The organism is Pseudomonas sp. SWRI22 (genome assembly GCF_014268395.2).
Taxonomy (GTDB): domain Bacteria; phylum Pseudomonadota; class Gammaproteobacteria; order Pseudomonadales; family Pseudomonadaceae; genus Aquipseudomonas; species Aquipseudomonas paracarnis.
This window is the reverse complement of the sequence record NZ_JABWQK020000001.1, coordinates 421,975-439,136: the sequence shown is the minus strand read 5'-3', so window position 1 is coordinate 439,136 and position 17,162 is coordinate 421,975. Positions and strand designations below refer to the sequence as shown.

General features: G+C 63.5%; 6 protein-coding genes. 2 read left to right on the top strand and 4 right to left on the bottom strand.

Annotation, left to right across the window (positions count from 1 at the left end; all coding sequences use genetic code 11):
• Positions 1-150: 150 nt before the first annotated feature.
• A complete protein-coding gene (locus tag HU730_RS01925; RefSeq protein WP_186527783.1) occupies positions 151-11,538 on the bottom strand; it encodes an autotransporter-associated beta strand repeat-containing protein in 11,388 nt (3,795 codons plus the stop codon).
• A 431-nt stretch (positions 11,539-11,969) separates the two neighbouring features.
• Between HU730_RS01925 and HU730_RS01920 the strand changes: the two genes are divergently transcribed.
• Entirely contained in the window at positions 11,970-13,781 is a 1,812-nt protein-coding gene (locus tag HU730_RS01920) for a monovalent cation:proton antiporter-2 (CPA2) family protein (RefSeq protein WP_034127310.1), read from the top strand.
• A gap of 72 nt (positions 13,782-13,853) precedes the next feature.
• Entirely contained in the window at positions 13,854-14,408 is a 555-nt protein-coding gene (locus HU730_RS01915) for a hypothetical protein (RefSeq protein ID WP_054897036.1), read from the top strand.
• A gap of 648 nt (positions 14,409-15,056) precedes the next feature.
• On the opposite strand, the gene HU730_RS01910 is transcribed toward HU730_RS01915, so the two are convergent.
• From HU730_RS01910 to HU730_RS01900, 3 genes are read right to left on the bottom strand one after another with little or no spacing between them, the layout of a single operon-like run.
• Entirely contained in the window at positions 15,057-15,773 is a 717-nt protein-coding gene (locus tag HU730_RS01910; RefSeq protein ID WP_186527266.1) for an alpha/beta fold hydrolase, read from the bottom strand.
• Between the two features lie 10 nt (positions 15,774-15,783).
• Entirely contained in the window at positions 15,784-16,539 is a 756-nt protein-coding gene (cobF, locus tag HU730_RS01905) for a precorrin-6A synthase (deacetylating) (RefSeq protein WP_034127307.1), read from the bottom strand.
• 45 nt (positions 16,540-16,584) lie between these two features.
• Positions 16,585-17,139: a histidine phosphatase family protein gene (locus tag HU730_RS01900; protein WP_034127306.1), complete on the bottom strand. Its 555-nt coding sequence runs from the start codon at positions 17,137-17,139 to the stop codon at positions 16,585-16,587.
• Positions 17,140-17,162: the final 23 nt, after the last annotated feature.

The following is a 17,162-nucleotide window of genomic DNA, read 5'->3' as shown; positions in this document are numbered from 1 at the left end:
CGCCAGCCGTGTTCCGGAAGAAATTGTATTCACATCCTTCAGGCTGCCCGGTGAGCAATAAATGCCCTGCTTTCATGAACCAACGTACTTCTTCAAAAAATCTTCCAAAAAAAACCGCCCTTTCGGGCGGTTCAAAAAACTCGGCCGTGATCAAAAACCGAGGGAGAAACTCACAGTCACTGCGTGGTCCTTGTCGTTACGCGAGAGTTGGCCCGAATAGCCCAGGCCCAGTCTGCCGTTCTGGCTGATCTGGTAATCCAGCCCCGCTTCCACCACTGCACTGTCCTTGGCAATCGGCACGCCTTGGGTGCTGAACGAGCCACCGCCATTGATAAAGCTCAGGTCGGCGTCGGGCTTGGTATCACCGAAGGCATGGCGCCAGCCGATGCTGCCCCGTGGGGTGATTTTCGAGCCGTTGCTCAGGGTGATGGCCTGGCCAATGCGCACGCCCAGGGTCGAGTAGGTGATGTCCTGGTCGGCATCGCCACGCAGGGCTGCCGAACCGCCTTTTTCCTTGATGGTGTCGCTGTCGTAGTTGACGTAGGCCAGGCCGGCGAACGGTTCCAGGGCCACGCTAGGGGTTTGGATGGTGTAGCCGACTTCACCGAACACCTGCGCACTGCGTGCCTTGTAATCGGCTTTGAGGCGTTGGCCCTCGGCACCGACGGCCACGTTGCGCTTGCTTTCGACGTCATGCCAGCTGTACGCCACGCCCATCCGTGCGGCGAAGGCTTCCTGCTGGTAGGCGGTGTAGGCCATCAGGTGGTAGCTGTCCACATCGGCGCTGGAATTGCGGCGCTTGGCGTCCAGGTCGCTGCGGGTGTAGCCGGCGGCCACGCCCACGCGCCAGGCGTCGTCCACTTGCTTGTCGGTGCCGAGCAGGAAGCCGCTGAGGTTGCGGTCCAGCTTGGCGGTGTTGCTGTCACCGCCCATATGGCCCCAGGTGCCGAGCACGCGCATCCAGCCGACCATCTCGCCGTGGCAACCGGCGCTGCTCAGGTGGTTCTCGCTAGGTGCCAGGGCATTGCGCGGGTCGTCCTCGCGGTAGCAACCGGGTTGGCGCAGACGCTCGTTGACCGCATCACGCACGTAACGCGAGTCTTCAAGCATGGCGCTGGCGGTGCTGGCGTGGATTTCGCCGGACAAGCTGTCGAAGGCCGCGCGTGCCGCTGCCACATCACCATTAAGCAGGGCGTTTTGCACCGCTGCGCCACCGACTCCGGTGCCTGTGCCCAACGCCGCCGCCACGCCGCGCTGATTACCAGTGGCCGCCACACTGGCGTAACTGACGTCGTTGCGGCTGACCGCCAGGGCCACTTGGATTGGGCTGTAGTTCAACGCGGTAGTGAGGAACGCCAGGTTCTCCAGATTGGTGGTGGCAAAGGTACCGTTGACTGCGCCCGCGGTCAGCAGGGTGTAGGTGGTGGCGCCGGCATAGGGTGCCAGGTTGACCACATTCAAGGTGCCGCCCAGGTTGGCGGTGCCGCCCACGGCCAGGGAGCCGGTGGTGGATGGGGTGATCACCAGGTTCAGCGCACCGGTACTGGCGTTGGTAAAGTTGCCGGCCACGGTCAGCTTGCCGCTGTCGGGTGTCACCGAGCCGTTGTTGACCAGCGAACCGACACTGCCGTTACCGGTCAGCCCCGCACCGTTGGCCACGGTGACTTGGCCGCCGAGCACGGCGCCTGGGTTGGCCGCGTTGCCCACTTGCAACACGCCCTCTTCCACCGCCACGGTGCCGCTGAACGGCTGGTTGCCGGTCAGCAACAGCGCGCCTGCGCCTTGCTTGATCAGCGCACCGGTGCCGCTCAAGGTGCCGCTGAATTGGCCATTGGTGCGTTGGGCAAACAACAACCGCGCGTTGTTGAGGATCCTGCCACGCAGGCTGGTGGTGGTGCCCGCCAGCGTACCGCCACTGACGGTAGTGCCGCCGGTGTAGGTATTCGCGCCAGTCAGCAGCAAGGTACCGGCATCCAGTTTGTTGATGCCGCCGGTCCCCACCAGCGGAGCATCAATCTGAGCGGTCACGCCGGAATTGACCCGCACTGGCGCCAGGCTGCCATCCGCCGCATTGGTCGGGCTCAAGCTGCCGCCTTCGCCGGCCGTCAGCACGTAGCCGGCGTCCAGCACTTGCAGGCCGGTGAAGCCTTGGTTGCCAACCACGGTCACGGTGCCGCCCTGCCCGCCAAATACCGCGAACTGGTTGGTGGACGCCTGCCCCTGGGTGCCGGTCGGGTCAGTCCAGTTGGTGCCCGGGCCCCAGGTACCACTGCCACCGGTAATGGTGCCATCGGGGTTGGTGGTGCCGCCGTTCCAGAACTGGATTTGCCCTGGCGCGGTTTGCACCACCAGGTTGAGCTGGTTGGCCAGCGCCGTTTGCAGGCTCAGGTTGCCCAGTGCCACCGGCAAGGTGCCAAAGGTGAGGCCGTTATCGGTCAAGCTGCCGCCGTAGCGGAACAGTTGGTACACGCCGACGCCGAAGCCGCCGGTATCGCTGACGTTGAGAGTGCCGTCCAGGGTCAGGTTGCCCGCCACGTTCACCGCCGTACTGGAAGCACCCGGTGCGCCGAGGGCGAAGTCCAGGGTGGTCCCCGATGACAAGGCCAGCGAACCCACCGACAGCGGCGTCGCGGCGCCGGCCTGGAGCACCGAGCCGTCTGCCATGTTCACCGCACCGCCCAGGGTGCCGCTGCCGCCGAGGGTCGCGCCGCTGGCGACTTGTACCGCGGCGCTGTTCAAGGTGCCGTTGACCAGCAGGCTGCCGGTGTTGACGTTGGTAGTACCGGTAAAGGTGTTGTTGCCAGTCAGCAGCAACGCTCCGGTGCCGGTTTTGTTCAGTACACCAGCGCCGGTAAGGTTGCCGGTGTAGGTGCCGTCAATGGCTTGCTCGAAGGTCAACGCCGCATTGTTGGCGATGGCGCCTTGCAGGCTGGTGGTGTTGCCCGTGGTGGTGCCGCCGTTGAGCGTGGTACCGCCGCTGTAGGTGTTGGCACCTGTCAGCAACAAGGCGCCGCTGCCGTTTTTCACCAGGCTGCCAGTGCCGCTGACCACGCCATTGAGGGCCAGGTCGTGGCTGCCGGCCAGGGTCAGCGGGCCACCCAGGTTGAGGGTATTGGCCAGTTGCAGGTCGGTGCTGCCATCCAGTTGCGCCGCGCCGCCGACCGTCAAGGCACCACTGCCCAGGGCAGCATTATTGCCAAGGATCAATTGACCGGCGTTCAGGCCAGTGCCGCCGCTGTAGCTGTTGACGCCATTGAGCGTCAGCGCTGCCGCACCGTTTTTCACCAGGCTGCCGCTGCCGCTGATAACCCCGTCCAGGGTCAGCGCGTTGCTGCCTGCCACCGCCAAGGCACCGTTGAGTACAGCCGCATTGGCCAGGCTGACCGCCGCGTTGCTGTCCAGGGTGGTGCCGCCGGCCGCCGTCAGAGCGCCTGTGCCGAGGGCACTGTTGTTGCCCACCACCAGGGTGCCGCCATTCAGCGCGGTACCGCCGGTATAGCCATTATTGCCGTTGAGTACCAGGGTGCCACTGTCGAGCTTGGCCAGGGTGCCAGCGCCGTTGAGGGTCACGCCCAGGGTCGCGGTGGCGTTCGGGTCGACGCGCACCGCGGTGTTGCCGGTGCCGCCATTGACCAGGTTGAGTACGCCCGCTGTGCCAGCGCCCAGGGTGTAGCCATCGGTGACGAACTGCATGCCGGTGATGTTCTGCGTGCCGTCCACCGTCACGTTGCCCGCCGCGCCTTGGAACACCGCGAAGCTGTTGACCCAGCCCTGGTTGAGGGTGCCGTCGACATTGGTCCAGTTGGTATTGCCGGCGTTCCAGGTGCCGTTGCCGCCGTCAATCGCACCGTTGCCGATCAGGCTGTTGCCATCCCAGAACTGCACGGTGGTGTTGGGTGCAGTCACCAGCAGGTTGACCTTGCTGGTGATCGCGGTCTGCACTTGCAGATCACCCGGTACCACACTGCCTGGCAGTGTGCCGAGCGCCAGGCCGTTATCGGTCAAGGCCCCGGTGTAGTTGATGAGGTTGTAGACGCCGCTGCCAAAGCCGCCGATATCGGTGACATTGAGGTTACCGTCCAGAGTCAGGTCGCCGCCGACATTCAGCAGGCCTGTGCCGCCGCCCAGCACCGGGGTGCCGAGGCCAACATCCAGGTTCGAGTTGCCACCCAGCACCAACGAGCCCACCGACAGTGTGCTGCCGGAGGCCAAGCCGATGTGCCCACCGTCGGCCACGGACACCGCGCCGGCCAATGAACCGCTGCCGGCCAGGGTTGCGCCGCTGTTCACCGCCACCGTGCCGCTGGCCAGGGAACCTGTGACATTCAAGGTACCGCCGTTGACGTTGGCCGCGCCGCTGAGGGCATTGGTGCCGCTCAGGTTGAGCACCCCGCTGCCGTTTTTATCCAGGTTGCCGGCACCGTTGAGCGCGCCGCCAAAGCTGTTATCGAGGTTGCTGCCTCCCACCGCCAGCGTAGCGCCGCCCGCCACCTGCACCGTGCCGGTGCCAGCCAGGCTGTTGAGGTTGGCATTGCCACCCAGGTTGAGGCTCGCGCCGCTGCCGACAGTGACGCCGGAGGTGGTGCCCAGCGCACCATTACCCGCCGTGGTCACGCTGCCGGCCGCCACGGTCAGTGGGCCGCTGAAGCTGTTGTTGCCGGTCAGCAGCAGGTCCGCCGCGCCATTCTTGATCAGCGCTGCATTGCCAGCGAGTACGCCGGCCAGGGTCAGGTTGTTGCTGCCAGCGACGCTGAGGTCGCCATTGAGGTTGACCGCATTGGCCAGCACCAGCGGCGTGCTATTGGCCAGGGTCGCCGCACCGCCGACGGTCAGCGCGCCCGAGCCCAGGGCCGTGGTGCTGCCGAGGGTCAGCGTACCGGCATTGAGTGCCGTGCCGCCGCTGTAGGTATTGGCGCCGTTCAGAGTCAGGTTGGCGCCACCGGCCTTGGTCAACGAACCACTGCCGTCCACCACGCCGTTGAGGCTCAGGTCGTTGCTGCCGCCGACGGTGAGCGCGGCATTCAGGCTGGTGTTATTGGCCAGGGCCAACGCCGTGTTGGTGTCCAGGGTGGTTGCCCCATTGACCGCCAAGGCACCACTGCCCAGGGCCGACGCATTGCCCAGGGTCAGGGAGCCGGCATTCAACTGCGTGCCGCCCAAGTAGGCATTGGCGCCGTTGAGCGTGAGGTCGCCCGCGCCGGTTTTGGTCAGCCCACCGGTACCGCTGACCAGGCCGTTCAGGCTCAGGTCGGCGGTGCCTAGAATGCCCAGGTTGCCGGCCAGATTGACCGTATTGGCCAGGGCGACCGCCGTGCTGCTGTCGAGGGTGGTGCCGGCGGCCGCGTTCAGGGCGCCACTGCCCAGGGCCGTGTTGGAGGCCAGGATCAGGCCGCCTGCGTTGAGTGCGGTTGGGCCGGCATAGGTGTTGTTGCCACTGAGGGTCAGGTTGGCGATGCCATTCTTGATCAGGCTGCCCGTGCCCGCCACGGTGCCGGCCAGAGTCAGGGCATTGCTGCCGCCGAGGGTCAGGCTACCGTTGACGTTGAGCGCATTGGCCAGGCTGACTGCGGTGTTGCTGTCCAGGGTGGTGCCGTTGGCGGTGGTCAAGGCGCCGCTGCCCAGGGCACTGTCATTGCCGACCACCAGCGTGCCGCCATCCAGGGCGGTGCCGCCGGTGTAGCTGTTGGCACCGTTAAGCACCAGGGTGCCGGTGTCGAGCTTGGCCAGGGTGCCGCCGCCGTTGAACGCGACGCCCAGGGTGGCAGTGACGCCGGGATCGACACGTACGGCGGTGTTGCCGCCCACGCCGTTGAACAGGGTCAAGGCGCCCGCTGCCCCGCCGGCCAGGTTGTAGCCATCGGTGACGAACTGCAAACCGGTGATGGCTTGCGCGCCGTCAACCGTGACAGTGCCCGCCGTGCCTTGGAACACGGCAAAGCTGTTCGGGGTCCAGGCTGTATTGAATGCGCCGTTGACGCCGGTCCATTGGCTGGCGCCTGCACTCCAGGTGCCGCTGCCGCCTTCGATGGTGCCATTGCCCGTGGTTTGGCTGCCGTCCCAGAACTGCACGTTGGTGCTGCCGTTGACCAGCAGGTTGACCTGGTTACCGATAGCGGTTTGCAGGTCCAGGTCGCTGGCCGGGTTGTTCACCGGCAGGCTACCCAGCAGCAGGCCGTTGTTGGTCAGGCCGCCGGTGTAGTCGATCAGGCGGTAGATACCCGCACCGAAGCCGCCGATATCCGTGACGTTGAGGGTGCCGTCCAAAGTCAGGTTGCCGTTGACCTGCACCAGCGCCGTGCCGCCCGTGGCGGGCGCGCCGAGGCCCGCATCCAGGTTGGAGTTGGCATTGAGCAGCAGCGAACCGGTGGTCAGGGTCGCGCCGGAATTGACGGCCAGATGGCCGCCGTCGGCGATGCTCACGTTGCCCAACAAAGTACCGGTACCACCGAGGGTGGCACCACTGCCCACCGCCACGTTGGCGCTGGCCAGGGAACCATTGACGAGCAAGCTGCCGGCGTTGACCTGGGCGTCCCCGGTCACCACGCTGAGGCCGCCGAGGGTCAAGGCGCCTGTGCCGTCTTTGGCCAGGTTGCCGAGGCCTGCCACGACGCCGTTGAAGGTGCTGTCCAGATTATTGTTGCCGACGCTCAAGGTGCTGCCGGCCCCTACGGTTGCAAGCCCGGTACCCGTGAGGGCGCCCAGGCTGGCGCTGCCGCCCAGGTTCAAGGAAGTACCGCTCGCCAGGTTGACCCCGGCGCCGACACCCAGTGCTCCGTTGCCCAGCGTGGTGAGGCTGCCCGATTGCACATCGAACAGGCCGTTGAAGGTGTTAGTGCCGGTCAGGCTCACATCCGCCGTGCCGGTTTTGACCAGGCTACCGCTGCCGGCCAGCACGCCGGCCAGGGTCAGGTTATTGTTGAGAGCGCCCACGGTCAGCCCAGCGTTGAGGTTGACCGCATTGGCCAATACCAGCGGCGTGCTGTTAGCCAGCGTGGCCGCACCGTTTACGTTCAAGGCGCCGGTACCCAGCGCCGCTGCCGTGCCCAGGGTCAGCGTGCCGGCGTTGAGGGTGGTGCCGCCTTGGAAGGTGTTGACGCCATTGAGGGTCAGGTTGGCCGCGCCGTCTTTGCTCAGGCCAGCCGTGCCGGTGACCAGGCCACCCAGGGTCAGGTCGTTGCTACCGGCAACGGCAAGGTTGGCGTCAAGCACGACGCCATTGCCCACACTCAGCGCTGCCGTGTTATCCAGGGTCGCCGCGCCGCCAACGGTGAGGTTGCCCAGACCAAGGGCGGTGGCGCTGCCCAAGGTCAGCGTACCGGCGTTCAGGGTGGTGCCACCCAGGTAGGCGTTGGCGCCGCTGAGGATCAGATTGGCCGCGCCCTCCTTGGTCAGGCTGCCCGCACCGTTGATTGCGCCGCCGAGCGTCAGGTCAGCGGTGCCGCCGATGCCCAGGTTGCCAGCCAGATTGATCGCGTTGGTGGTGGTAACCGCCGTGCTGGCGTCCAATGTTGTGCCGCCGGCGGCGTTCAACACGCCCGCGCCCAGCGCCGTATTGCTGGCCAGGATCAGCCCGCCTGCGTTCAAGGCCACAGGGCCCAGGAAGGTATTGGTGCCGCCGAGTGTCAGGTCTGCCGTGCCGTTCTTCACCAGACCCCCGATGCCACTGATGGCGCCATTGAGCGCCAATGCGTTGCTGCCGCCGACCGTCAGGCTGCCGCTGAGTACCGCATTATTGCCCAGGGTTACGGAGGCGTTGCTGTCCAGTGTGGTGCCCGCCGCAGCAGTCAGGGCGCCAGTACCCAGCGCGGTGTTGCTGCCGACCACCAAGGTACCGCCATTGAGCAAGGTGCCACCGGTGTAGCTGTTGGCGCCATTGAGCACCAGCGTGCCGGTATCAAGTTTGTTCAGAACGCCCGCGCCGGTGATATCGACGCCGAGGGTGGCAGTCGCCAGTGGGTCGACACGTACGGCGAAGTTGCCGCTGCCGGTGCTCAACTGCCCACCGGTGCCATTGACCAGGCTGTAGCCATCGGTGACGAATTGCAGACCGGTGATGGTTTGTACGCCATTCACGCTGACAGTCCCCGCAGCACCTTGGAACACCGCAAAGCCGCCGCCCCAGGTCTGGTTGGACAGGCCGTCGGCCGAGGTCCAGTTGGTGCCGCCCGCTGTCCAGGTGCCGTTGCCACCGTCAACAGTGCCGTTGGCGATGGTATTGCTGCCGTCCCAGAAACGAATATTCGGCGCCGCTACCACCAGGTTGACCTGGCTGCCCACTGAGGTCTGTACCAGCAGATCACCCAGGCCATAACCCAGCGGCACCGTGTTGATGTTCAATGCGCCGGTCAAGCCGCCGGTGTAGTTGATCAAGCGATACACACCAGCGCCGAAGCCACCGGCATCGCTCACATTAAGGTCGCCGGCCAGATTCACGTTGCCACCGACATTCATCAGCGAGGTCAGCGACGGTGCGCCAAGCGCCACATCCAGACTGGCCCCGGCACTCATATTCAGACCAGCGGCCGACAAGGTCGTGCCACTGCCCAGCGCCAAGTGCCCGCCGCTATTGATATTCGCCGTACCCAATATCGAGCCACTGCCGGTGAGGGTGCCGCCGCTGTTCACGTTGACCAACGCGCTGCCCAGAGAACCATCGACATCCAGGGTGCCCGCGTTGATCGCCGTGTTACCGGTGATGCCATTGATTCCGTTGAGCGTGAGCGTGCCGGTCCCCACCTTGATCAAGCTGCCCGCACCGCTCAGGTCTCCGTCAAAAGTACTGCTGGTGTTCACGCCACCCACGGTGAGTTCCAAACCGCTGCCGACTGCCACGCCACCCGCACCGCTGAGGCCGGCCAGGCTGGAATTGACGCCCAGGTTCAGTGCGGCGCCGGTGCTGACATTGACGCTAGAGGTGTTGCCCAATGCACCGGTGCTGCCGGTGGTGACGCTGCCAGAGACAATATTCAATGGCCCGGTAAACGTGTTGTTGCCGCTCAAGGTCAGGTCAGCCAAGCCATTTTTGATCAGCGCACTGGCGCCGCTGATCACACCGCTGAGGTTGAGGTCATTGCTACCCGCGAGCGTCAGGTCACCATTCAGGGCAATCCCGTTGCCCAGGGTAAGGGCAGCACTGTTATCCAGGGTTGCCGCACCGCCGACCGTCAAGGGGCCTGCGCCCAATGCGCCTGCCGTGCCCAAAGTCAACGTACCGGCGTTGAGGCTGGTGCCACCGGTGAAAGTGTTGGTGCCGTCAAGGGTCAGGTTGGCCAGGCCATCCTTGATCAGCGCACCCGCGCCGCTGACCACACCGCCCAGGGTCAGCCCATTGGTGCCACCGACGGTCAGCCCGGCGTTGAGGGCAATGCCATTGCCCAACGCCACCGCCGAGGTGCTGTCCAGGGTGGCGGCGCCGCCGACGGTCAAGTTGCCCAGGCCAAGCGCCGTGTTGCTGCCGAGGGTCAGGCTGCCTGCGTTCAGGGTGGTGCCACCCAGGAAGTTATTGTTGCCGCTGAGTGTCAGGCCGGCCGCGCCGTCTTTGGTCAGGCTGCCTGCACCGTTGACCGTGCCGCCCAGGGTCAGGTTGGCGCTGCCACCGATTCCAAGGTTACCGGCCAGGTTGATCGCGTTGGCCAGCGTGGTACTGGTGCTGGCGTCCAGAGTCGTGCCTGCGGCTGCATTCAACGTACCCGCACCCAAGGCACCGGTAGCGCCAATCACCAGCTTGCCGCTGTTGAGTGCCGTGTTGCCCAGGTAAGTGTTCGCTTGATTGAGGATCAGATCCGCCGGCCCGTTCTTGATCAACCCGCCAAGGCCCGCCACCACGCCGCCAAGGGTCAGCGCGTTGCTGCCGCCGAGGGTCAGGTTACCGCCCAGGTTGAGGTTATTGCCCAGGCTCACTGCTGCACTGGCATCCAGCGTGGTACCCGCCGAGGCGTTCAACACACTGGCGCCGAGCGCAGTATTGGAGCCAACCACCAGCGAACCGGCGTTGAGGGCCGTGGCGCCGGTGTAAGTATTGTTGCCCGTAAGCGCCAGGCTCGATACGCCCTCCTTGATCAACCCGGAACCACCGCTGACAACCCCGCCAAGGGTCAGCGGGTTCACGCCGTCTACGGTCAGATTGGCGTTCAAGGCGATTGCATTGCTGGTGGTCAAGGCTGCATTGCTCTGCAACGTACTCGCACCCGCAACGGTCAAGGCACCGGTACCTAGCGCTGCGGCATTGCCCAATGTAAGCGTGCCGGCGTTCAAGGTGGTACCACCCTGGAAGGTGTTGGCCCCGCTGAGGATCAACTCGCCGGTACCCGCTTTGCTCACCCCCGCGGCGCCCGAGATCACACCATTCAGGGTCAGCCCGGTCGAGGCGCCCTGTACCGTTAAACCACCGGTACCCAGGGTCATCAGGTTGGCCAGGGTCAGGCCGTTGCCGGTGGCCTCGATAGCACCGCCGTTAGACGTGAGCACACCGCTGCCAAATGTCGCGTTGTTATTGAATTGCGCCACACCGCCATTGAGCGTAGTGCTGCCGCTGACCAACGGCCCCTGCAACGTCCAGGTGCCACTGTTGATGGCCAGGTTGTTGAAGTTGACATAGTTGGCGCTTGAAACCGTGCCGGTGCCTGCACTGCCACCACCGACGCCCGTCGTGTTTTCAAGGATCAGCGAGTTGCTGCCGCCTGCGCCGCCGTCCACCTGGCCGGTGGGCGCAAACGTCAGGTTCACGCCGATCAGGCCGCCCAGGCTTACGCCGATACCGCCACCGTTGGTCACTTGCGAGCCCGTGACTGCCGTAAAGGTGTTGGTACTGGCGGCCCCCATCGACACGCCGCCAGAGATAGTGCCGGTGTTGCGGAACGTGTTCCCTGTAGTGGAGCTCTCGAACGCCACACGCCCGGTCAGGGTGCCATTATTCGTCATATTGACCTGCCCGCCACCCTGCACGGCCACCACCGGGGTATCGGACGTGAACAGCGACAGGCCGAGCAAGGAGGAAGAACCAATGACGCCGTTGTTGACGATCGTGGTGGTGCCACCTGCGCCGTTGGTGGCGTTCAGGGCCATGCCGTCCAGCGAGGCCAGGTTCAGCCCCAGCAATGCGCCAGTACCGCGCATGATGCCGGTGGCGCTGTTGGTGATGTTCAACACGCTGGCTGCCGTGTTGCCGATCACTACGCCACCGCTCAGCACCGAAACCAATCCAAGAAGTGCCGGGTCAATGGTGCCGGAGTTGTTCAACGTCGTGTTGTTGCCGGTCAGGGTCAGTGCTTTACCGCCCAACGTCGCATTGAGCTGCGCCCCCGCGTTGACGTTGACCGTCAGGCTGTTGACTGCACTGCTGAAGGTATTGAGAAACAGCGGCAATGTCGGCACACCCGTACAGGTCACCGTCGCTCCAGCGCTGGGACTTGCCGGGCTACAGGCGGCAAACACATCCGGGCTCGCCAGCCCCATCACCAGCCCGGCCACTCCCAGGCGGATCGCAAGAGAAAGCGCAGAAATACGAGGTAAAGCGGCAGTCGCAAGTCTTCTATCCACGTTCAACTCCTTGTGGTCCAAGCCTTTCATCCGTGACTGCGTGCACGCCTTGTTTCAACGATCCACACGCATCGAATTCGAAACACCTGACCGTGGTGACTACTGATCCAGTTTTTCGAAACGTTAGTAGACCTGCGCGAAAGCCATTGAATTAAATGGTATTAATACTTTCGTAAAACCGGCGTAAGAATGGGATGAGAGCCAACATCCATTGACTGTCGCGACAAAAATACAAGTTTCAAAATGTGAAAAAGCGCTCTAATAGCGCTCTATTTCCCCTGCTGTGGAATATTTTTGTGGCCAGAGATTGCTCCCGCTCGGGTGCGCAGCGCCCGCATTTTTTTGGGGCCGCTTCGCAGCCCAGCGGGAGCAAGCTCCCTCGCCACACTGCCCCTCCCCCGAGTTGATCTACGTAAACGATGGAGTTCGTGATGCCCCATGAAGGCAACCTGTTACAAGCAGCCGTGGTGTTCCTGTTCGCCGCCGTGCTGGCCGTGCCCCTGGCCAAGCGCCTGCAATTGGGCGCGGTGCTGGGCTATTTGTTTGCCGGTGTGATCATCGGCCCGTCGGTTCTCGGCCTGATCGGCAACCCGCAAAGCGTGGCGCAGTTCTCTGAACTGGGCGTGGTGCTGTTGCTGTTCATCATCGGCCTGGAGCTGTCGCCCAAACGCTTGTGGGTGATGCGCAAGGCGGTGTTCGGCGTCGGTCTGGCCCAGGTCCTGCTCACCGGTGTGGTGATGGGCGCGGTCGCGCTATGGCTGTTTGGCCAGTCGTGGAACAGCGCCATCGTACTGGGCCTGGGCCTGGCGCTGTCGTCTACGGCGTTTGGCCTGCAAAGCCTGGCCGAACGCAAGGAGCTCAACCAACCCCACGGGCGTCTGGCCTTTGCCATCCTGTTGTTCCAGGACATCGCCGCCATCCCGCTGATCGCCATGGTGCCGTTGCTGGCCGGCAGCGATCATCCGACCACCGAAGCCCAGGGCCTGCAACATGTGTTGCAGATCCTCGGCAGCATCGCGGTGGTGATCATCGGCGGGCGCTACCTGTTGCGCCCGGTGTTTCGCATTGTGGCCAAGACCGGCCTGCGCGAAGTGTCCACCGCCACCGCGCTGCTGGTGGTGATCGGCACCGCCTGGCTGATGGAGTTGGTGGGCGTGTCCATGGCCCTGGGGGCCTTCCTCGCCGGCCTGCTGCTGGCGGATTCGGAATACCGCCACGAACTGGAATCCCAGATCGAGCCGTTCAAGGGCCTGCTGCTGGGGCTGTTTTTCATTAGCGTGGGCATGGGCGCCAACCTCAGTTTGCTGCTCAGCACGCCGCTGGTGGTGATCGGCCTGACCCTGCTGCTGATCGGCTTGAAGCTGCCGCTGCTGTACGCCGTCGGGCGGATGGTGGGCGACCTCAATCGCGAAAGTGCCCTGCGCCTGGGCGTGGTGCTGGCGGCGGGGGGTGAGTTCGCCTTTGTGGTGTTCAAAATCGGCCGCGACCAGGGCCTGTTCGAACCGCAGCTGTACGACGTGCTGGTGCTCACCATCACCCTGTCCATGGCCGTGACTCCGCTGCTGTTGCTGGTGTGCCCGAAGCTGTTCAAACCCAAGGCCAAGCCGGTGGAAGTGCCCGAGGAATACCGCGCCATCGAAAGCGATGCGCCTCGCGTGGTCATCGCCGGCATGGGCCGGATGGGCCAGATCGTGGCGCGAATCCTGCGCGCGCAGAACATCTCGTTCATCGCCCTCGACACCTCGGTGGAAACCATCGAGCTGACCCGCAGTTTCGGCGGCATGCCGGTGTTCTACGGCGACCCCCAACGCCCGGAAATCCTCCACGCCGCCAAAGTCGATCAAGCGGAATTCTTCGTGATCGCCATGGACGACCCGGAGATCAACATCAAGACCGCCGAACTGGTGCGCAACCTCTACCCGCACATGAAGATCATCGCCCGCGCGCGTAACCGCCAGCACGTACACCGCCTGGTTGACCTGGACGCTTCACCGGTGCGCGAAACCTTCTACTCCAGCCTGGAAATGAGCCGCCGCACCCTGGTCGGCCTCGGTTTGAGCCAGGCCCAGGCCGATGCGCGCATCAACCGCTTCAAGACCCACGACCAGCAGGTACTCGCCGCTCAACACGCGGTATACGACGACGCGGCCAAGGTCATGCAAACTGCCCAGGAAGCCCGTGCGGAACTGGCGCGCTTGTTTGAAATGGACAGGCTTGACGAGGAATCCTCCGACAAGCTGTGATGGGCTGAATGAACGAAATTGCGAATTTTCTGACAGAATACGCCGCAATTTCGTTCAACCCCGGAGTGCTTCATGGCCACGTTCACCAAAACCGCAATGCTGCTCGCCCTAGCGCTTACCGCCGGCAGCGTGTTCGCTGCCACCAAGCCCGCCACACAGACAATCTCCACCTTGGGTGGCAAGTTCACCTTCAAACTGCCCAAAGCCTACAGCGCCGACACCCTGCCCTCCGGCACGGCGCAAGACGGCACCGCTGACACCCAAGGCACCCTGTACGCTAACTCAACGACGAAAAGTGTGGTGATCGTCGCCGAAACCGTGCGCAACGATGGGGCAACTATCCAGGATAACGACCCGAAGTTCCTCGACGGCGCCGTGGCTGATTTCGTCAAAGACCAGAGCGCCGCCATGCCCGACTTCAAGAAACTGGGGGAGAAGAAACTCACCTACAAGGGCCTGGGCCTGCGCCAGGTGGACAGCAGCGCTACCCAAGGCGGTGGCAAGACCTTGAACTCCACGTTCCTGGGTGGTTCGGGCAACCATTTGCTGGTGATCCAGGCGATTTCCCGGGCGGATGATGTGAAGGGGCATGCGGCGTTGGTGAAGCAGATTACGGGCGGCAAGTAGCCCCCTCTTCCAGCCAACACAAAACCCATGTGGGAGCGGGCTTGCCTACGATGGCGGTGTGTCAGTCACTGAATCTTTTACTGAGCCACCGCTATCGCAGCATAGGCATCTACATAACTCTGTAAGCTCAACGGTAACCACGATGCGAAGCGAGCCGCTCTTGATCTGCTTTTGATCTTAGGCGCCCCGTTAAACCACGCTGGCCGGAATTCGACAGGGATTTGGGGGGGTAAACCGGCAGGGATGCCGGTTTAGCCGCCCCGCGCCATGGATGGCGCGTGGCGGCGGCCCCCCAAATCACTGGCGGATTACGGGCACACCGAGCCTAGGCGAGGTGCCGAGTGGTGGGGCAAGAGCGTTTTGCTTACTTTGCCGCTTTTGCAAAGTGAGCCGCCGTAAGGGCGGAACCCTAAGTGGCCGTTACCGCAGGAATGGATATGTACACGGTCCAACTGTGTTGACTGCCAGGCCGTCTTCGCAGGCAAGCCAGCTCCCACATTGGATCGCGGGGCATCAGTTATATCTGTGTCGGCTGCCAGGCCGTCACGGGAGCAAGCTCCCTCGCCACAGATTTAGCGTCGTGCCGAAGTTGTGTAGATACCTATGGCTATCGCAGGCAAGCCAGGTCCCACATTTTTAACCGCATTTTCACTTCAGGCTTTTCTCTAGCCAGGCTTTCAAGTCCTGCACTTCCGCTTCGCTGATGGTGTGATTCATTCCCGGGTACTCATGAAACTCCGGCTTGAGCCCCAACCCCGTCAGCACCTTGTTCGCCTGCGTGGCCGAGCTAAAGGGCAGCGCCTGGTCCAAGGTGCCATGGCCGATAAAGATCGCCAGCTTGCCCATGGACGCATCCGGTTTCAGCGCAGACCTGAGCACCGGTAGCACGCTGCCACTGAGCGCAGCGATACCGCGTACCAACTCGGGTTCACGCAAGGCCACCTCGTAAGACATGATCGCGCCCTGGCTGAACCCCACCAGGAACACCCGATCACTTTGGGTGTGGTACTTGGCGGTAGCCTTGAGCACAAAGTCCTTGATCAGCCGGGCGCTGCTGAACAGTTCATCAGTCTCGCCGTTGTACTCAGGCTCATCGGTCTTGGTGAACCAACGATAACCTTGCGGCTCCACCGGCAGCGGCGCGCGCACCGACAGGTAGGTCCAGGTGGACGGCAACGCGTCCTTGATACCAAACAGATCTTCCTCGTTGCTGCCAAACCCATGCAGGAAGATCACAAGCGGCTGGTTGCGCGCATCACCCTGGGTCTGTTCCAGGTAGGACAAAGGCAAGTCGGTGTGCAAGCCGGAGTCGGCATGAGCGGCGCCGGCCACCAGGGCCAAGGCGAGGGCAAGTTGTTTGAGCATCGGGTTTACCTCAGGGTTTGCGCAACAAATAGGTGTCCATGATCCAGCCGTTTTCCAGGCGCGCCGCCTTGCGTACCCGTTCGATCTCTTCTGCCACATGCGCCACTTTACCGCTGATCAGGATCTCGTCCGGGGTGCCCAGGTAGGCGCCCCAGTAAATATCCAGGTCCTGATCCGCCACACTGCGGTAGGAATCTTCGGCGTCGAGCATGACCACCAGGGTATCGGCATCACTCGCCTGCCCCGCCGCCAACCGGCGCCCAGTGGTGATTTCGATGGACTTGCCAATACGGTTGAGCGCCACCTTGTGCTGCGCCGCCAGGGCTTGCACGCTGGTGATGCCGGGGATCACTTCAAACTCGAAGACACAGCGACCACTGGAAAGAATCGCCTGCAAGATGCGGATGGTGCTGTCGTACAGCGCCGGGTCGCCCCAGGCCAGGAACGCCCCCACCTCACCGTCAGCCATTTCTTCGTTGATCATGCGTTCGAAGGTCTGCTGCTTATCGCGGTTGAGGTCCTGCACAGCGGTGGTGTAGTCGATTTCACCGCGCACACGCTCCGGGCAGTCGGCCTCGACAAAACGGTAGCCGGGCTCGGTGATATAGGTGTCGCAGATTTCCCGGCGCAGGTCGATCAGCTTGTCCTTGCTCTGGCCCTTGTCCATCAGGAAGAACACGTCGGTACGGTTCAGCGCCTTCACGGCCTGCATCGTGATGTAGTCGGGGTTGCCGGCGCCAATGCCGATGATCAGGATGCGTTTCATGGGTTGCTCTCAGTGCGGGGCGTGGATTTTGCCATGATCAACGCATCAGGCGTGAGTTTCCAGGCGCAGGCGCCAGACCGCGTTGAAACGCAGCTCGGTGCGCGACAGCGGTTCGACATCGATCAGGTAGAACATCGATACTGGAAATTGCATGACGTACAGCATTGCAGCGCGGATGACCAAGGGATGTGTAACGGCCACCACATGGCCGGGTTGGCACTCCAGTGACCTCATCCATTCGCCCACGCGCGCGCAAATGTGGTCCACCGACTCGCCGCCATGGGGGGCGCTGGCGCTGTCGGTGAGCCAAGTCATCAATTCATCGCGATCAAGCTGGGCAGTGTCCTGCCCCTTCCAATGGCCAAAATCGCCATCGCGTAACGCGGGCTCAACCACGGCGTGGTCACCGAACAGCGTTGCCGTCTGGCGAGTCCGCGCTTCGGGCCCGCATATCAGGCGCACACTTTTGCGGAACCGATCCGTCAGTGACAGCCGCGCATTCTGCCAATCCATCAGTAACGACTCGTCATCGGGAAACCGCCCCTGCTTTTGCATGGGGGTCACGGCATGACATACGAGAGTCAATCGGGTTGCTTGCATAGGCACCTCAGTCTGCTCAGGGA